At 76.2% G+C, this 17,418-nt stretch carries 17 protein-coding genes; 10 read left to right on the forward strand and 7 right to left on the reverse strand.

Features of this window, described 5'->3' with window-relative positions; translation table 11 throughout:
• Positions 1-186 precede the first annotated feature (186 nt).
• The 3 genes from K7640_RS29325 to K7640_RS29335 all read left to right on the forward strand — a co-directional run bounded on the left by K7640_RS29325 (position 187) and on the right by K7640_RS29335 (position 1,976).
• Positions 187-849, forward strand: a complete 663-nt coding sequence (locus K7640_RS29325) for a GNAT family N-acetyltransferase (RefSeq protein ID WP_222958194.1) — start codon at positions 187-189, stop codon at positions 847-849.
• Between the two features lie 64 nt (positions 850-913).
• Positions 914-1,390 (forward strand): cation:dicarboxylate symporter family transporter, encoded by a 477-nt coding sequence (locus K7640_RS29330; RefSeq protein ID WP_255610188.1) that lies wholly within the window; start codon positions 914-916, stop codon positions 1,388-1,390.
• Positions 1,391-1,616: 226 nt separating this feature from the next.
• The gene (locus K7640_RS29335; protein WP_222958195.1) at positions 1,617-1,976 is read left to right on the forward strand and encodes an STAS domain-containing protein; all 360 of its coding nucleotides are present in this window, start codon (positions 1,617-1,619) and stop codon (positions 1,974-1,976) included.
• 30 nt (positions 1,977-2,006) lie between these two features.
• Here the strand turns inward: K7640_RS29335 and K7640_RS29340 are convergent, their stop codons facing one another.
• Entirely contained in the window at positions 2,007-3,209 is a 1,203-nt protein-coding gene (locus tag K7640_RS29340) for a PP2C family protein-serine/threonine phosphatase (protein ID WP_222958196.1), read from the reverse strand.
• Positions 3,210-3,245: 36 nt separating this feature from the next.
• Entirely contained in the window at positions 3,246-4,694 is a 1,449-nt protein-coding gene (locus K7640_RS29345; protein WP_222958197.1) for a glycoside hydrolase family 3 protein, read from the reverse strand.
• A 168-nt stretch (positions 4,695-4,862) separates the two neighbouring features.
• Here K7640_RS29345 and K7640_RS29350 point away from each other — a divergent pair, with 168 nt between their 5' ends.
• The gene (locus tag K7640_RS29350) at positions 4,863-6,038 is read left to right on the forward strand and encodes an ROK family transcriptional regulator (RefSeq protein ID WP_222958198.1); all 1,176 of its coding nucleotides are present in this window, start codon (positions 4,863-4,865) and stop codon (positions 6,036-6,038) included.
• Between the two features lie 10 nt (positions 6,039-6,048).
• Here the strand turns inward: K7640_RS29350 and K7640_RS29355 are convergent, their stop codons facing one another.
• Both K7640_RS29355 and K7640_RS29360 read right to left on the reverse strand, forming a co-directional pair.
• Positions 6,049-7,056, reverse strand: a complete 1,008-nt coding sequence (locus K7640_RS29355) for an ABC transporter permease subunit (RefSeq protein ID WP_222958199.1) — start codon at positions 7,054-7,056, stop codon at positions 6,049-6,051.
• A complete protein-coding gene (locus K7640_RS29360; RefSeq protein WP_222958200.1) occupies positions 7,053-8,069 on the reverse strand; it encodes an ABC transporter ATP-binding protein in 1,017 nt (338 codons plus the stop codon). Before K7640_RS29360 ends, K7640_RS29355 begins: the two co-directional genes overlap by 4 nt.
• 127 nt (positions 8,070-8,196) lie before the next feature.
• Between K7640_RS29360 and K7640_RS29365 the strand changes: the two genes are divergently transcribed.
• Complete coding sequence (locus tag K7640_RS29365) at positions 8,197-9,036, forward strand: ABC transporter ATP-binding protein (RefSeq protein ID WP_308042854.1); 840 nt, start codon at positions 8,197-8,199, stop codon at positions 9,034-9,036.
• Positions 9,037-9,072: 36 nt separating this feature from the next.
• On the forward strand, positions 9,073-9,972 hold the full coding sequence (locus K7640_RS29370) for a ribokinase (RefSeq protein WP_222958202.1): 900 nt from the start codon (positions 9,073-9,075) through the stop codon (positions 9,970-9,972).
• 138 nt (positions 9,973-10,110) lie between these two features.
• Here K7640_RS29370 and K7640_RS29375 read toward each other — a convergent pair whose 3' ends face one another.
• Positions 10,111-10,914 (reverse strand): hypothetical protein, encoded by an 804-nt coding sequence (locus tag K7640_RS29375; protein WP_222958203.1) that lies wholly within the window; start codon positions 10,912-10,914, stop codon positions 10,111-10,113.
• Between the two features lie 187 nt (positions 10,915-11,101).
• Between K7640_RS29375 and K7640_RS29380 the strand changes: the two genes are divergently transcribed.
• Entirely contained in the window at positions 11,102-12,718 is a 1,617-nt protein-coding gene (locus K7640_RS29380; RefSeq protein WP_222958204.1) for an alpha/beta fold hydrolase, read from the forward strand.
• 9 nt (positions 12,719-12,727) lie between these two features.
• On the opposite strand, the gene K7640_RS29385 is transcribed toward K7640_RS29380, so the two are convergent.
• A complete protein-coding gene (locus tag K7640_RS29385) occupies positions 12,728-13,216 on the reverse strand; it encodes a DUF6232 family protein (RefSeq protein ID WP_222958205.1) in 489 nt (162 codons plus the stop codon).
• A 764-nt stretch (positions 13,217-13,980) separates the two neighbouring features.
• Here K7640_RS29385 and K7640_RS29390 point away from each other — a divergent pair.
• Positions 13,981-14,388: a nuclear transport factor 2 family protein gene (locus K7640_RS29390; RefSeq protein ID WP_222958206.1), complete on the forward strand. Its 408-nt coding sequence runs from the start codon at positions 13,981-13,983 to the stop codon at positions 14,386-14,388.
• Here K7640_RS29390 and K7640_RS29395 read toward each other — a convergent pair.
• The gene (locus tag K7640_RS29395) at positions 14,334-14,858 is read right to left on the reverse strand and encodes a DUF6232 family protein (RefSeq protein WP_222958207.1); all 525 of its coding nucleotides are present in this window, start codon (positions 14,856-14,858) and stop codon (positions 14,334-14,336) included. The two genes, K7640_RS29390 and K7640_RS29395, sit on opposite strands and share 55 nt — an antisense overlap.
• Positions 14,859-14,956: 98 nt before the next feature.
• Between K7640_RS29395 and K7640_RS29400 the strand changes: the two genes are divergently transcribed.
• A complete protein-coding gene (locus tag K7640_RS29400) occupies positions 14,957-15,730 on the forward strand; it encodes an enoyl-CoA hydratase-related protein (RefSeq protein ID WP_222958208.1) in 774 nt (257 codons plus the stop codon).
• 72 nt (positions 15,731-15,802) lie between these two features.
• Positions 15,803-17,418, forward strand: a 1,616-nt coding sequence (locus K7640_RS29405) for an acetolactate synthase (RefSeq protein ID WP_222958209.1), incomplete at its 3' end; no start/stop codon positions are given.

The raw sequence follows: 17,418 nt of genomic DNA on the forward strand, positions 1-17,418 counted from the left end.
CTGTTTCACCCCGCCGCCACGCCGCTGCGGCGCGAGCCCGCGAAGTGACGGCGGTCTCTTTCCGACGGACCGAGGGCCGGGGCCCGTCCCGCCGCCGGCCGGCGGGCGAGGTGCCCGAACCCGGGGTGTCGGCGGGCCGCCGCGCGTACCCTGATCTTGGACTGAAGGTCGGGAAGGGGTGAGCGCGTGCTGGACCGGCGGCTCCACCTGCACCTGGCCGCCTGGCTGGGGCAGTGGCCGGCCGGCCCGGGGCGGCACGTGGTGTGCTCGGGTCGCCGGGCCCGCCCGGCCTGGGACGGCCGACCGCGACCGGCGATCGCCGTCGCCACCGCCAGCAGTAGCGTGCTCTCGGTGGCGCCGGACCGGGTCGACGCGGTCCGCGCGCTGACCGCGCGGGGCGAGGTCGAGCTGCTGGCCGAACTGCCGGCAACGGTGGGGTATCCGGACTGGGTGACGCACCAGGACATGTTCCGCTGGTGCGTGGCGCCCGCGCCGCTGCCCGACGTCGGCGAGTGGACCAGCCCCACCGGCCCCGGCCTGCCGCGCTGGCTGCGGCTGTTCGACAACGCGGTGCTGGTGGTGCGGGACGCCGACGGTGGTTACCTGGCCGGTGTCGGCGTCAAGCGGCACACCGCGTACGGGCACGAGTTGGCGGTGGGCACGGTCGCCGCGGCGCGGGGCCGGGGGCTGGCCCGGCGGCTGGTCGCCCAGGCGGCTCGCCGGGTGCTCGACGAGGGCGCCGTCCCCACCTACCTGCACGACCCGGCGAACCTGGCGTCCGCCCGGGTCGCGGCGGCCGCCGGCTTCCCGGACCGTGGCTGGCGGTCGTTCGGGGTCTACCCACCCTGAGCGTGGGCTGTGCGGCCTGCTGGACGCCGTGCAGGCCCGGGCGCGCCGGGTATCGACCGGTGTCATGGCGGCGCACCGCGACTCCGAACCGGATCCCGGGGCCGGCAGCACCCCCGGCCCGTCCCTTCCCGCCCCGGCCGGCAGCGCCGGCGGGGCGCCGCCGGGCGACCACCCGGTGGCGGAGCCGGCGCGTCGCCGGGACCGTACCCGGTATCTCTATCTGGCGGTCATCGTCGCGGTGCTGGCCGGCATCGCGGTGGGCCTGCTCTTTCCCGACGTCGGCAAGTCGCTCAAGCCGCTGGGCGACGGCTTCGTCGCCCTGATCAAGATGATGATCGGGCCGGTGATCTTCTGCACGATCGTGCTGGGCGTCGGCTCGGTACGCAAGGCGGCCCAGGTGGGCAAGGTCGGTGGCCCGGCGGTGGAGCGGTGGCCCGGCGCGGACCGTGGATCCCGGGCCGGATCCACGGTCCGCAGCCCATTCCCCCAGGCCCCAGCCGTGGCGGCCGGCGGCCACCGCCGCTCGACCTGCCGTTGGTAACGCTACGTATCGGAATGCGGGGCAGCAAGGAGCGATCGACCGTTTTCTGGTGTCTGCTACCGGACTTGACCTGCGGCGCGATGCGGTCACCGCCCCGGTGACCGAGGGTAGCCCCGGGGTCGATCGCGACGCGTGGCCGACCGCCCGCGCGGCCGGTATGGTCGGCTGACGGACGGCTCAGGGGCGGGCCGTCCGCGACTCTGCAACCCACCAGTGGGGACGGTTCATGGACGTGGCTGTGCGGGACGCCGCCGGTGGCCGGGTGCTGCTGTGCCCGGCGGGCGAGATCGACATGTCCAGCGCGGACGCCCTGGAGGCGGCGCTGCGCGCGGCGGTGCGCCGGACCGGCGCCCGCGACGTCCTGGTCGACCTGTCCCGGGTCGCCTTCCTCGACTCCGCCGGCATCCGGGCGCTGCTGCGCGGTGCCCAGGCCGGCGCCGAACACGCCGTCCGGGTGCGGGTCACCGAACCGCAGCCGGTGGTGGCCCGGATCCTGCGCATCACCGGGGTGGGCCCGCTGCTCGGCTGGGCCGACGGCGAGGCGTACCGGGCCGACGGCCGCGCCCGGTGGCGCCGGTTCGCCTGAGCGCGGCCCCGGCCGGGCGGAGGGGCCGGGTCAGGGCTCGGCGCGCCGCGCCGCCTCCGCCGACCATTCGAGCAGCACCAGCGTCGCGTCGTCGACCAGGTCGCCGTCGCGGTGCGCGGCCACCGCGTGACTCACCCGGCGCAGCGTCTCCGGCGGCGGCAGCCCGGACCGGCTGCACCGCTCGGTCAGCTCCACCAGCCGGGCCGGGCCGAACATCTCCCCGGTCGCGTCCCGGGCCTCGGTCACCCCGTCGGTGTGCAGCAGCAGCCGGTCCCCGGGCTGGCAGCGCAGCTCGGCTGGCTCCGGCGCCGGTCCGGACAGGCCCATCGGCAGCCGGCGGCCCCCGGTGAGGGCGTGCACCGCGCGGCCCTGCCGCAGCAGCAGCGGGGGCGGGTGGCCGGCGTTGACGTAGCGCAACACGCCGGTGGTGGTGTCGAAGGTGGCCAGCACCCCGGTGACGAACCGGGCGTCGTCCCACTGGCCGCGGATCGCCGCGTCGACCGCGCGGGCCTGCGCGCCCGGACCGCCACCGGTGCGCCGCTCGGCCCGCAGCGCGGCCACCGCCACCGCCGTGGTCAGCACGGCGGGTAGCCCGTGCCCCACCCCGTCCAGGACCGCCAGCGAGACGACGCCGCCGTCGAGCGCGTAGTCGAAGGCGTCGCCGCCCACCGCGTAGCACGGCTCCAGCAGGCCGGTGATCACGATGTCCGCGGTCGCGAAGGTCAGCGGCGGAAGCAGGCCCCAGAGCAGCTCCGCCGAGACGGTCATCGGGCGGCTGCGGGTGGCCCGGCGCAGGTTGTCGCCGTACTCCCGTTTGCCGGTGACGAGGTGGCCGATCAGCCCGGCGACCAGCCGGAGGCCGTCGCGCAGCGACCGGTCGTCCGGGTCACCGCCGGGCGGCAGCGTCACCGCCAGCAGGCCGAGCCGGTCGGTGCCGTCCACCACCGGCATCCACAGCCGGGCCGGGTCGCCCCGGGCGGAGTACGGCGCCAGCTGGGTGAACGCCCGGCCGGGCAGGCTGGCGTCGATCGGCAGCGGCGCCGGCGCCGGCCGGGCCGGGTCGGCCAGCGGCCGCAGGTGCCGCTGTTCGACGTCGACCAGGAAGATCGTCACCCGAACGCCGGTGGCCGCCAGGCTGTCGTTGACCACGGCGGTCAACTCGTCGGGCGGCAGCCGGTGCGACCGGGCGACCAGCTCGGCCAGCACCCGCGGCCACGGGTCGGGATACGTCATCCGGTGACCAGTACCCGCGATGGGCCGGCTCAGACCTCAGGCCAGCCCGAGCACCTCCGCCGCCGCCCGGCCGTTGGCGTGGCTCGCCCCGTACGTGGTGACGAAGGCCCGCGCCCCCGCCGGCCGCCACGACGCCGGCCAGCCCATCTCCACCACCGTCACCGGGTGGGTGGCGGCCAGCGCGGCGACCAGGTCCGGGCCCCCGGGCAGCCGGTGCAGGTGCCGCCCGACCAGCACGATCGGCCGCCCGCCGGCGAGCCGCCGCAGCGCCTCCGGGTCGGTCTCCGTCGCCACCACCCGGACCTCCTCGGCGTCGCCCAGGTGCGGGCCCAGGCCCCACGGCACCCGGCCCTCGGCGATGGTGGCGGCGGCGTGCAACTGCACCACCAGCGGCCGGACCAGCCCGTCGACCGTCCCCTCGACCCGGACGGCCCGCCGCGCGGCGGCGTACCCGAGGCGTTCGGCGACGGTGGGCGCGGCGCTGGCCGCGCGGGTCCGGGCGGCCAGCGCGGCGGTCCGGGCCGAAGCCTCCTCCACCCGGGCCCGGTCCAGCCGGCCGGTGCCGATCGCGTCGCCGATCTCGGCGGCCACCAGCTCGACCAGCTCGGCGTCGACCCGTGCGCCGATGCAGAGCAGGTCCGCCCCGGCGGCCAGCGCGCGGACGGCGGCCGGGCCGACCCCACCGGCGGCCACCGCCGCCCCCTTCATCTCCAGCGCATCGGTGATCACCACGCCGGTGAAGCCGTACTCGGCGCGGAGCAGGTCGACCAGGACGGCCCGGCTGAAGGTGGCCGGACCGTCGCCGGTGAGCGCCGGCACCCGGATGTGCGCGGTCATGATCGCCTCGACGCCGGCGTCGATCACCGCGGCGAACGGCGGCAGGTCCCGCTCCCGCAGCACCGCCGGGGGCACGTCGACGGTGGGCAGCTCGTGATGCGAGTCGGCGACGGTGGCGCCGTGGCCGGGGAAGTGCTTGGCGCAGGCCGCCACGCCCGCGGCCTGCAGGCCCCGCACGGCGGCGGCCGAGTGTACGGCCACCCGCGCCGGGTCGGCGCCGAACGAGCGGGTGCCGATCACCGGGTTCTCGTCGGCGGTGTTCACGTCCACGGTCGGGGCCAGGTCGACGGTGATGCCGAGCGCGGCCAGTTCCGCGCCGATCGCCGCGTACACGTCGCGGGTCAGCGCCGGATCGTCGACCGCGCCGAGTGCCGCGTTGCCCGGGTACGGGCTGCCCGTGGCGTGCGCCAGCCGGGTGACGTCGCCGCCCTCCTCGTCGATGGCGATCAGCACGTCGGCCCGGCCGGCCCGCAGTGCGGCGGTGGTCGCCGCCAACTGGGCCGGGTCGTGGACGTTGGTGCCGAACAGCGTGTGCCCGGCCAGCCCCTCGGCGACCAGGTCCACCGCCCAGTCCGGCGGCACCGGGCCGGGGTACGCGGCGAGCAGCGTGCCCAGCGCCAGCCGGCGCAGTCCTGGATCCAACCCCACCGCATTCCTCCTTCGGGTGACCCGACCGGGTGTCGGCGCGCCTCGGCCGGGCCGGTCGGTGGAGCTGCCCGGTCGCCCGGGTTTCCCCGGTCCGGGCGGCCGATACGCTACGGTCACCCGCTTCCAGGTCGTTGGTTAGCAAAGCTTACGGAAACCAGAGGACGTGGCATGAGTGCGACCCGGCTGCCCGGCACCCCCCGACTGTTGCGGGCGCTGAACGACCGCGCGGCGCTGGAGCTGCTGCTGGAGCGCGGCCCGCTGACCCGGGCCCGGATCGGCGAGCTGACCGGGCTGTCCAAGGTCACCGCGTCGCAGCTGGTGGAACGGCTGGAGGAGCGGGGCCTGGTCACCCGGGTCGGCGAGCAGGCCGGCGGGCGGGGCCCGAACGCCCAGCTCTACGCCGTACGCCCCGGTAGCGCGCACGTCGTCGGCGTGGACGTCGGCGCCGAGCGGGTGGTGGCGGCCTGCGCCGACATCACCGGGGCGGTGCACGGCCGGGTGGAGCAGTCGACCCGGGACACCGACGACCCGGTGGGCGTGGTGCACAACGCCGTGGTGCAGGCGGCGGCCAGCGCCGGGGCGGAGCTGTCCACCGTACGGCGGGTGGTGCTCGGCACCCCCGGCCTGGTCGACCCGGCCACCGGCGACATCACCTTCGCGTTCAACCTGCCGCGCTGGCACCGGGGACTGCTCGCCGCGCTGCGCGAGGACCTGCACATCCCGGTGGTCTTCGAGAACGACGTCAACCTGGCGGCGGTGGCCGAGGCGCAGTCCGGCGCCGCCCGGGAGGTGCCCGACTTCGTGCTGGTCTGGGTGGGCGCCGGCGTCGGCCTGGCGATCGTGCTCGGCGGCCGGCTGCACCACGGCAGCACCGGCGCGGCCGGCGAGATCGGCTACCTGCCGGTGCCCGGGGTGCCGATCCCGCGCGACGTCTCCCGCCGGGCGAAGCCGGCCTTCCAGCAGCTGGCCGGCGCGGACGCGGTCCGCGCGGTGGCCCGCGAGCACGGCCTCCCGGACACCGACGCGGCGGCGGCGGTGCGCGCCGCCGTCGCGGCCGGCCCGGCGGGCGGCCCGATGCTCGACGAGCTGGCCCGCCGGCTGGCCCTGGGCGTGGCCAGCACCTGCGTGGTGCTCGACCCGCCGCTGGTGGTGCTGGCCGGTGAGGTCGGCCAGGCCGGCGGGGCGGCGCTGGCCGAGCGGGTGCAGCAGGAGGTCGCCGCGATCACCCTGGTCCGGCCCCGGGTCGTGGTGACCGGGCTGACCGAGGAGCCGATCCTGCGGGGCGCGCTGCGCACCGCGCTGGACGCCGTCCGGGACGAGGTGTTCGGCTCGACGGTCGGCTGACCGCCCCGGCTCAGATCAGGTCCCGGCGGCGGAACAGGACGAAGGCCGCCCCGACCAGCCCCCCGGTCAGCGCGAGCAGCACGGCCAGCCCCAGCGGCCAGCCCACCGTGTAGAAGCCGTCGCAGAAGCCGGAGCCGTCGGCGCAGGCGTACCCGTCCCAGAGCCGGACCTCGCCGCTGAGCCAGGCGGTCAGATAGCTGGAGAGCATCACCCGGTCCGGCCGGCCCGACCCGAGCACGTCGAACACCAGCCGGGCGCCCAACTCCCACACCACCAGGTACGCGGCGACCGTGCCGAGCGCCGCCGAGGTGTGCCGGCCCAGCGTGGCGACGGCGAAGCCGATCGCCCCGGCGAACAGCACCGCCACCAGGCCCCGGCCGTAGCTGCCGCCCAGCCCGGCCCAGAACTCGCCGTCCAGCCGGCCCGGCTGCCCCGCCGCCTGACCGATCAGCCAGAACGCGGCCAGGTACGCCGCCGACGTCAGCGCGGAGAAGACCAGCAGCGCGCCGCTGAGCGCGGCGAGCTTCGCCCCGAGCACCGCCTCGCGACGGGGCCGCCAGAGCAGCAGGTTGACCACCCCGCCCGAGTTCAGGTCGGCGCCGATGTAGGAGGCGCCGACCAGGAACCCGAAGAGCATCAGGAACGCCAGCACGGTGTAGAGCAACGGCCGGGCGTCCTTGGCGAAGACGAACACGCCGTCCAGGAAGTCCGTCGCCACCGGCAACTGTTCCATCTGGGCCGGGTCGATCTCGGCGCAGTCCGCCGGGATGTAGTCGTTCTCGTCCAGCGGCAGCTGCCCCGCCTTGACCCGCAGGCAGCGCTCGTGGGTGGCCTCCAGCTGCGCGAGCTGCTCGGCCGCCCGGGTCTGGGCCTGTTCCAGCTCGGCCGCCGACGGCCGGTGCGAGTCGGCCACCGTGGTCGCCGCGGCCACCGCGAACGCGGCGAGCAGCAGCACCACCATCAGCTGCACGAAGCGGCGGGCGGCCAGCCGCTCCAGTTCGGCGCGGATCAGGTTCACGCCGACACCTCCCCGTCCTGCCGGACGTCCAGGTCGATGACCGGCTCCCGTTGGGCCGGTGGAAGCATGGCGTCGTCCACCTGGCGGGGGGCCGCCGGGTCGGGCGCGGAGCCCGTCAGCTCCAGGAAGACGCTCTCCAGGTCGGGGCGGAGCGGCGTCAGCTCCCGTACCCACAGCCCCTGCTCGCCCAGGGTGCGCGAGATCAGCTCCGGGTCGGCGACGCCGTGCGCCACCAGGTGCCCGTCGTGCGCGGTGGCCGTCACCCCGGCCGCGCCCAGCACCGCCACCGCCCGGTCCGGGTCGGCGATCCCGATCCGCCACTCGTGCCGGTCGAAGCCGGCCAGCACCTCGTCCACCGGGCCCGCCGCCACCCGCCGGCCCCGCGAGATGATCGTCACGTGGTCGCAGATCAGCTGGATCTCGCCCAGGATGTGGCTGGAGATCAGCACGGTCACCCCGGCCGCGGCCAGCGAGCGGGTCAGGTCCCGCATCTCCCGGATGCCCGCCGGGTCCAGCCCGTTCGCCGGCTCGTCGAGGATGAGCAGCTCCGGGCCCTTCAGCAGGGCCGAGGCGACGGCCAGCCGCTGCTTCATGCCCAACGAGTAGCCGCGGACCCGCTCGTGGCCCCGGTCCCGCAGCCCCACCTGCTCCAGCACCTCGTCCACCCGGCCGGTCGGCACCCCGCCGGCCACCGCGAGCAGGCGCAGCGTCCGGTGGGCGGTGAAGTTGCCGAAGAACTGCGGGCTCTCCACGATCGCGCCCACCCGGCCGGCCACCTCGGGCAGCCGGTGCGGCGAGTCAATGCCGAGCACCCGCATCCGGCCGCTGTCCGACCGGACCAGACCGAGCAGGGCGCGCAGCGTGGTCGTCTTGCCGGAGCCGTTCGGCCCGAGGAAGCCGTGCACCTGCCCCGCCTCGACGCGGAGATCGAAGCCGTCGACCGCCACCCGCCGCCCCCGCCGCAGGCTGTGGAACGACTTGCGCAGCCCCTCGATCTCGATCACGGCGGTCAACCGACTGCCTCCTCGCCTCGCGCGGGCATGAGCAATTCCTCCGGTGGTCGACGGCACGCCGCGCTCACCTTAGGGGCGGCGCACCGCCCGTGGGGGGCGGCAGGCCGGTGCGTGGTTGGATGGGCGGGTGACTGGTGACCTGATCTCCGGCGCCCCCCGCGCCGCCGCCCCCTCACCCGTCGACGCGGATCTGGTGGTCAGCCTGGACGGAGTCGGGGTACGGCGGTCCGGCACCGCGCTGCTGCACGACGTCGACTGGCGGGTCGAACTGGACGAACGGTGGGTGGTGCTCGGCCCGAACGGCGCCGGCAAGACCACCCTGCTCAACCTGGCCGCCGGCCGGCTGCACCCGACCACCGGCGTCGCGCACGTGCTGGGCGAGCGGATCGGCCGCACCGACGTCAACGAGCTGCGGACCCGGATCGGCCTGTCCACCGCCGCGCTGGCGGAGCGGCTGCCCGCCGAGGAGAAGGTCACCGACGTGGTGGTCACCGCCGCGTGGGCGGTGGTCGGTCGCTGGCGGGAGAGCTACGACCGGGGCGACGAGAGCCGGGCCCGCGCCCTGCTGAGCCAGCTGGGCGTGGGGCACCTCGCCGACCGGACGTACGGCACCCTCTCCGAGGGCGAGCGCAAGCGGGTGCAGATCGCCCGCGCCCTGATGACCGACCCGGAGCTGCTGCTGCTCGACGAGCCGGCCGCCGGGCTCGACCTGGGTGGGCGCGAGGACCTGGTCGCCCGGCTCGCCGAGCTGGCGTACGACCCGGACGCGCCGGCCCTGGTGCTGGTCACCCACCACGTCGAGGAGATCCCGCCGGGGTTCACCCACGCGCTGCTGCTGCGTGACGGCGGCGTGGTCGCCCAGGGGCTGCTCGCCGAGACGCTCACCGGTGACAACCTCGCCAAGACGTTCGGCCTGCCGCTGGTGGTCGAGCGGCACGGCGAGCGGTACACCGCCCGCGCCGCCTGAGCCGCGGGCCGGGGCGACGGTCGGGAGGAGGAGCCGGTGGCACAGACCCGTGTCGTGGTGGTCGGCAGCGCCAACATGGACCTGGCGGCCACCGCGCCCACCCTGCCCCGGCCGGGGGAGACCGTGCTCGGCACCGAATTCGTCACCGCCCCCGGCGGCAAGGGCGCCAACCAGGCCGTCGCCGCCGTACGCGCCGGCGCCTCCTGCACCTTTCTCGGCGCGATCGGCTCGGACTCGTTCGGGGTCACTCTGCGGGCCCGGATCACCGCCGCCGGGGTCGACACCGGGCAGCTGCGGGTGGTCTACGGCGCCTCGGGCGTGGCGCTGGTGATGGTCAACGCCGAGGGGGAGAACGCGATCCTGGTGACCCCCGGCGCGAACGGCGCGTTCACCCGGCTCACCGCCGGCGAGCTGGCCGCCGTACGGGAGGCGGACGTGCTGGTCGCCCAGCTGGAGGTGCCGGTCCAGACGGTGACCGAGGCGGCCGTGGCCGCCCGGGCCGCCGGCACCCGGGTGGTGCTCAACGCCGCGCCGGCCTGTGCGCTGCCGGCGGAGCTGCTCGACGCGGTGGACGTGCTGGTGGTCAACGAGTCCGAGGCGCAGACGCTGACCGGGCGCGGCCGGGAGGACCCGCAGGCGCTGCTGGAGCTGGTGCCCCGGGCGGTGCTCACGCTGGGCGCCGCCGGCGCCTGGTACGGCGACCGTGACGGCACCGCCGTGCACGTGCCGGCGGTCCGGGTCGACGTGGTGGACTCCACCGCCGCCGGGGACGCGTTCACCGCCGCGCTGGCGGTCGCCTGGGGCGAGGGACGGGACCTGCTGGCCGCCGTGCACTGGGCGGCGGCCGCCGGGGCGGCCTGCTGCCGGCGGCTCGGCGCCTCGGTGGCGCTGCCCCGCCGCGCGGAGATCGACGCCCTGTACTCCGGCCCCGCCTGAGCGCACCCCGCTCCGGCTCCCGGGCCACGCGGTGCCTCGGACTCGTCGACGACCAGCACGTCCACCGCGTCGATCGGCCACCCGGGCCCGTCCGGCGTCGAAGCGGCCGATCCACCCGACCGCACCGCCCCGCCCGGGTCAGTCCGTCGGCTCGTCGTCGCTGCGCCGCTCGCCGCGCCGCCGCAGCATGCCCAGGCCGGGGATGCCGGCCACGGCGAGCTTCAGATCGCGGGTCACGTCGAGCAGGTCGTGCAGGTCCGGCCCGACCCGGTCCAGGGTGGCCAGGATCGGCAGGATGTCGGCGGTCAGGTGCTCCTTGAGCTTGGGCAACTCGTCGACCAGCCGGATCGCCGCCGTCACCTCCTCCGGGCTGAGCTCCGCCACGAACCGGTTCGCCATCGGCGCGCCGCGCCGCAACGCCGGCTCGTACGCGGCCAGCAGCTCGCCCGCCATGGCCGTCGCCTCGTCGGCGGCGCGCAACGTGCCGGCGGCCCGGCCGGTCACCGCCTCCGCCCGGCCGACCACGGCGGCGGCCGCCCCGGCCACCGCGTCCGCCTCGGCGACCACGGCGGCGGCCGCCCCGGTCACCTTCTCCGCGTCCGCGACCAGGGTCAGCGCGGCGGCGGACGCCCGCTCGGCCTCGCCGAGCACCACCGCGGCCGCGGCGGCGACCTGGGCCGCGTTCTCCACCGCCGTGGTCGCCGCGGCGCTGATCACCGCCACCTCACGCACCGCCGACTCGGCGTCGTCGAGCACCCGGTCGGTGCGGTCCAGCGTCCCCTCGACCCGGTCCACCACCCCGTTTATCCGGGCCAGCAGCGCCTCCACGCCGTCGAGCACGGCGAAGGCGCGGGCGGGCACGGCGGCGAACGACGTCGCCGAGTCGAACGCGGAGCGGGTGAGCCCGAGGACGTCGCCGGGCCGGGGCAGGGGAATCGCCATGCCATCCAGTGTGCGTCGCCGGGGCCAGGACCGCCGGGTGGGCGCATCCGCCCCGCCCGGGGCGCTTCCCGCGCATCCGCCCCGCCCGGGGCGCTCCCCGCGCATCCGCCCCGCCCGGGGCGCTCCCCGCGCATCCGCCCCGGTCGGGGCGCTCCCCGCGCGGGTGCCCGGCGCGTAGGGTGCCGGCATGTCGGCTCCCCCGCCCGACGCCCGCCCCCGGCGCGCCCTGCTCGCGCCGGCCGCCGTGGCGCTGCTCGCCGTGCTCCTCGGCACCCTCCTGCTGGTACGCGCCGACAGCGGGCTGACCACCCGGCGGGTGACCGTCGACGGGGTGCCACTGACCGAGGTCGAGGCCACCGGCGGCGACAGCGGTGGGCGGCGGCCCGCCGTGGTGGTGGCGCACGGGTTCGCCGGCTCGGCCCGGCTCATGCGCCCGCTCGCCGACTCCGCCGCCCGGCACGGGGCGGTCGCGCTGCTGCTCGACTTCGCCGGCCACGGCGCCAACCCGGCCCGGCTGTCCGGGGCGGGCGACGGCGGCCCCGCCGCTGACGTCCTGCGCCACGACCTCGACGTCGCCGTCGCGCACCTGCGCGCCCGGCCGGACGTCGACCCGGCCCGGATCGTCCTGGTCGGGCACTCGATGGGGGCCGGCGCCGTGCTGCGGTACGCCACCACCCACCCCGAGATAGCGCGTACCGTCGCCATCTCGCTGCCGGACCCGGGACCGCTGCCGTACGGCCGGCCCGGCGCGCTCACCCTGCTCGTCGGCGGCCTGGAGTTCCCCGGTTTCCGGCAGGCGGCCGAGACCGCCGGGGCGGCCGGACCGCCCGGTACCCGCGAGCTGACGGTCGTGCCGGGGGTCGAGCACATCTCGATCCTGTTTGCCCCGGCCACCCACCGCGCGGTCGTCGCCGCGATCCCCGGCGCGAGCGACGGCCCACCGCCCGACCCGTTCAGCCGGTTGGCCGGCGCCGGCCTGCTGCTGCTCGGCCTCGGCCTGGGCTTCCTCCCCCTGGCGAGCGCCGTGCTCCGCCCCGGCCCGGCTGCCCCCGCCGCGCTCCGCCGCGGCCCGGCCGCTGCCGTGCTCCGCCGCCGCTCGACCTCCGCTGCGCTCCGCCGCGGCCCGGCCCCCGGCCGAGCGGACGGGCGCCATTCGGCGGCTCCCGGCCGGGCGGAGGGGCGCGGGCCGGCGTCGCTGCCGCGCTGGCTGGGCCTGACCGTGCCGGCGGTCGGCCTCGGCGCGGTGGCCGCCGGGCTGCTGCCCACCGCCCGGCTGCCGCTCGCGGTCGGCGGACACCTGGCCGGGCTCCTCCTTGTCGCCGGCCTGCTGCTGGTCGCCGCCGGCCGCTGGGGCCGCCCCGGCCCGCCGGCGTCGGCCGGCGCGGGTGCCTCCGCCGTCGTGGCCGCGCCGGTGCTCGCCGGGTATGCGCTGCTCGCCGTGGCCGTGCCGATCCATCTCGGGTTCACCTCGGCGCTGCCGGTCGGCGCCCGCTGGTGGCTGCTGCCGCTGGTCGGGCTCTGCTGCCTGGTCTTCCTCGCCGGGGCCGAGCTGCTCGCCGACGGCCGTGGCTGGCGGTACGCGGCGACCGGCGGCTTCGCGGTGGTGGCCCTGGTGGGGGCGGCCCTGCTGGGTCTGGCGCCCGGGTTCGTGCTGCTGGTGGTGCCGCTCTTCGCGCTGCTGATGGCATGGCAGGCGGCCTGGGCGGTAGCGCTGCGCCGGCGTGGGGCGCCCCGCTGGCTGCCCGCGCTGGTCGGGGCGGTGCTGCTGGCCTGGCCGATCGGCACCACCCTGCCGCTGAGCTGAGCCGAGCCGTCAGGGCCAGCGATGGTCGCCCTGCTGCTCGACGGCCCGCTGCACGGCCCGGTAGATCTGCCCGAACCGCAGCGCGTCCGGCGTGCGCAGCAGCATCACCTCCTGCCCGTGGTGCTGCACCCACAACTCGTGCACCCGGTTGCCCCGCTCGTAGGACCGGTCGAGCCAACCCAGCGGCAGTTCGAGGAACGGGATGGCGACCAGCACGGCCACCCCGCACGCGGCCAGGATGAGCAGGGCCAGCTGCCAGTTGCCCCGGTCCTGCGCCGCCCAGGCCAGCGACACCACGCAGATCAGGGCGACGAGCGGCGGCAGCGACAACAGCAGCACCAGCACGCCACGACCCAGTACCCGGCCCCGGACGGCGAGCGTGGTCGTCCCGCGGGCGTGCCACACGTACGTCACGTCGGCGACCCGGATGGCGTGGCCACCGGCCCGGATCGACTCCGACGTCACCTGCACGGCGTCGTCCCGGTAATAGAGGGTCATCATCAAGCATTACCACCCGGCGGCAACCGTCCACCCCCGACGATCTGCCTCGCCGGGCGCCGGCGCGCCTCGCGGCTGCGGCCCGGCTCCCGCTGGTGAGCAGCTCCTGTTGCTGGCCGGCTCTTGCTGGCGGGCCGGTCCGTGGGCCCGGCTCCTACGCCGTGGATCGCGGTTCTTGCCTCGCGGCCGTGGTTCTTGCCCGGTGGGCCGTGGCCGTGGCTCGTGGCGCCGACTGCCGGCCCGGGAGGGTGCCTTTCGTCGCCTACCAACTTGATGACGTAAACGAATCGGGCGGGCCTCCTGACGCCAGGAATAGGACGATTTGGGACCGCCCGTGCGGCCATGGTGATTCGTTTACGACATCAAGTTGGTAGGCGACTGAAGGGCCAGGTCCGCCCCGTCGCCGGTGTCCCGGTAGGACGCCACGGCGAACCCGGCGCGGCGGAGGGCAGGTCCGGGCAGCAGGCTGAACATGGGGGGCCAGGGCAGGGGAGCGTCTGGCGGGCCCTGACGAGGCCGGGTCGGAGACCGGCGGCAGGGGCGGACGGGCCGATGTCAGGGACGCGGCGGGCGGGGGCGGACGGGCCGGGCGTCGGGAGGGGGCGGGCAGGGGTGGATGGGGCGTGTCGCGAACGGCGGGCGCGGAGGTTCCGTGTCGGGCGGGCCGGGCGGGGAAGGTCCCGTGTCGGGCGGACGGCGGGCGGGGGTCAACGGGTCGGTGTCGGGGTCAGCGGGGCGGACCCGCGTCCGCGTAGCGTGACCGGATGGACAGCAGCGAGGCCGGCCGCAACGTCGAGGTGGTCCGCCGGTATCTGCGGACGTTCGTCACCAAGGATCTCGCGGAGCTGGCCCGGCTGGTCGCCGAGGACGTCGAGATCTACGGGTCGGGCCGCGCGGTGCGGGGTCGCCACTTCGTCGCGGCCGCCGTCTCGTCGCCGGGGCTGACGGTCGTCGACCAGCGGATCGTGGAGATCTTCGCGGCGGGGGACCGGGTGGTGGTGTCGTTCGCGCAGACGTACCGGCGGGAAGCGACCGGGGCGACCGCCGTGCAGAGCGGCTGCAAGATGTACCGGCTGGCTGGCGGCCGGATCGTCCAGTTCTGGGGCGAGCAGGATCTCTACGGCCTGCTGCGTGGCCTGGCGATGGTGCCGGCCGAGCTGCCCGCGTTCTGACGGGCGGCGCGCACCGGCGGCGCGCTCTCCGTCGCCCGCTGCACCGCCCGGTAGATCTGGCCGAAGCGCAGGGCGTCGCCGGTGCGCAGCAGGCACATTGGCTGGCCGCGCCAGCGCGCCCACATCTCCCACTGCCGGCTGCCCCGGTCGTACGAGCGGTCGAGGTGTTCGAAGAGGAAGTCGGCGAGCGGCCCGACGGCGAGCCCGACCAGCACCGACGCGCCGACGACGGCGATGGTGACGGTGGTCGAGCGGTCCAGCCAGAGTGCCAGCGCGATGCCGAGCACCGCGGCGACCAGCGGCCCGGCCAGCGCGGCGCCGAGCGCCCCGCGACCGGCCAGCACCCGCCACGACCGGCTCCCGCGCCGGTGCCAGACCGCGCTGATCTCGGCGAGCGGGTAGCTGCGCCGCTCGACCCGGACGGCGGTGGAGGTGACCTGGACCGACCTGTCGTCGTAATAAGTGATCATGCCTCGGCTCCCGGCGGTGCGGCTGACACCACACTACGTACCCCAACGAGTCGGGTCGTAAGGTTGGCACGCGACTTCGACGAGGAAGTGAGGGCAGCGTGGGCGAGTTCGTCAGGCTGGAAGTGAAGGACGGTATCGGCACCATCCGCCTGGAGCGGCCGCCGATGAACGCGCTCAACAAGCAGGTCCAGGAGGAGTTGCGGGCCGCCGCGACCGAGGCCACCGCCGACCCCGAGGTCCGCGCGGTCATCGTGTACGGCGGGGAGAAGGTCTTCGCGGCCGGCGCGGACATCAAGGAGATGGCCGACATGTCCTACGTGGACATGGCCGGGCGGGCCGCCGACCTGTCCAGCGCCCTCGGCGCGTTCGCCCGGATCCCGAAGCCGGTGGTCGCCGCGATCACCGGGTACGCCCTCGGCGGCGGCTGCGAGCTGGCGCTGGCCTGCGACTGGCGGATCGTGGCCGACGACGCGAAGCTCGGCCAGCCGGAGATCAAGCTGGGCATCATCCCGGGCGCGGGCGGCACCCAGCGGTTGGCTCGCCTGGTCGGTCCGGCCCGGGCCAAGGATCTGATCATGACGGGTCGGATGGTCGACGCCGAGGAGGCGCTGCGGATCGGCCTGGCCGACCGGGTGGTCCCGGCCGCCGAGGTCTACGAGGCGGCGGTCGCGTACGTCAAGCCGTTCCTGACCGGGCCGGTGCAGGCGCTGCGGGCGGCGAAGCAGGCCGTGGACGGCGGTCTGGACATGGACCTGAACTCGGGCCTGGCCTGGGAGAGTCAGCTCTTCGCGGCGCTGTTCGCCACCGACGACCGGCGCGAGGGCATGGCCGCCTTCGTCGAGAAGCGCAAGCCCGGCTTCACCGGCCGCTGACCCGAGGGCGGTTCACATTCTGCCTACCGGCCAGTAGCGTGGGCCTCCGACCATGATCGAAGGGGAGCGGCGATGACGGAACGGGTCGAGGGACACGGCGGCGCGCTGGCGCTGGCGGCACTGCGCGCGCACGGCGTACGGGAGATGTTCACCCTCTCCGGCGGGCACGTCTTCCCGCTCTACGACGCCGCGCACTCCGCCGGCTTCCCGATCTACGACGTCCGGCACGAGCAGTCCGCGGTCTTCGCGGCCGAGGCGGTGGCCAAGCTCCAGCGCCGCCCCGGCCTGGCCGTGCTCACCGCCGGCCCCGGCGTCACCAACGGCGTGTCCGGCCTGACCAGCGCGTTCTTCAACGCCTCGCCGGTGCTGGTGCTCGGCGGGCGGGCCCCGCAGTTCCGCTGGGGCTCCGGCAGCCTCCAGGAGATGGACCACCTGCCGCTGGTCGCCCCGGTCACCAAGCACGCCGAGACGGTGTTCGGCGTCGACGACATCCCGCGCGCGGTGACCGCCGCGCTGACCGCGGCGCTCACCCCGCACCGCGGCCCGGCGTTCCTCGACTTCCCGCTCGAGGCGATCTTCTCCGTCGGCGACGCCGAGCTGCCGGCGGTCGTCCCGCCCGCGCCGATCGAGCCCGACCCGGCCGAGGTCGCGAAGGCCGCCGGCCTGATCGCCGGCGCGTCCCGGCCGGTGATCATCGCCGGCTCCGACGTGTACGCGGGCGACGCCGTGGACGCCCTGCGCGCCGCCGCCGAGGCGCTCCAGGTGCCCGTGTTCACCAACGGCATGGGCCGGGGCGCGCTGCCGCCGACGCACCCGCTCGCCTTCGCCAAGGCGCGTCGGGTCGCGCTGAAGGGCGCCGACGTGGTGGTGGTGGTCGGCACCCCGCTGGACTTCCGGCTCTCCTTCGGCGACTTCGGTGACGCGCAGGTGGTGCACGTCGTCGACGCGCCCAGCCAGCGCGCCGGCCACGTGCAGCCCGCCGCCGGCCCGGCCGGCGACCTGCGCCTGATCCTCACCGCGTTCGCCGAGCACCCCGGCGACCGGGCCGACCACGCCGACTGGATCGCCCAGCTGCGCACCGCCGAGGACGCGGCGAAGGCCCGCGACGCCGAGGAGATGGCCGCCGAGACCGACCCGATCCGCCCGGCCCGGGTCTACGGCGAGCTGCGCAAGGTGCTCGCCGCCGACGCGATCACCATCGGCGACGGCGGCGACTTCGTCTCGTACGCGGGGAAGTACCTGGAGCCCGCCCAGCCCGGCACCTGGCTCGACCCCGGCCCGTACGGCTGCCTCGGCACCGGCATGGGCTATGCGATGGGTGCCCGGGTCACCCACCCGGACCGGCAGGTCTGCGTGCTGATGGGCGACGGGGCGGCCGGCTTCTCGCTGATGGACGTCGAGTCCCTGGTCCGGCAGCAGTTGCCGGTGGTGATCGTGGTGGGCAACAACGGCATCTGGGGCCTGGAGAAGCACCCGATGCGGGCGATGTACGGCTACGACGTGGCCGCCGACCTCCAGCCCGGGCTGCGCTACGACAAGGTGGTCGAGGCGCTCGGCGGCGCCGGGGAGACGGTGGAGAAGGCCACCGACCTCGGCCCCGCCCTGGGTCGGGCCTTCGACAGCGGGGTGCCGTACCTGGTCAACGTGCTGACCGACCCGGGGGACGCGTATCCCCGCTCGTCCAACCT

Origin of the sequence: Micromonospora sp. PLK6-60 (assembly GCF_019890675.1) — a bacterium.
Lineage (GTDB): Bacteria > Actinomycetota > Actinomycetes > Mycobacteriales > Micromonosporaceae > Micromonospora.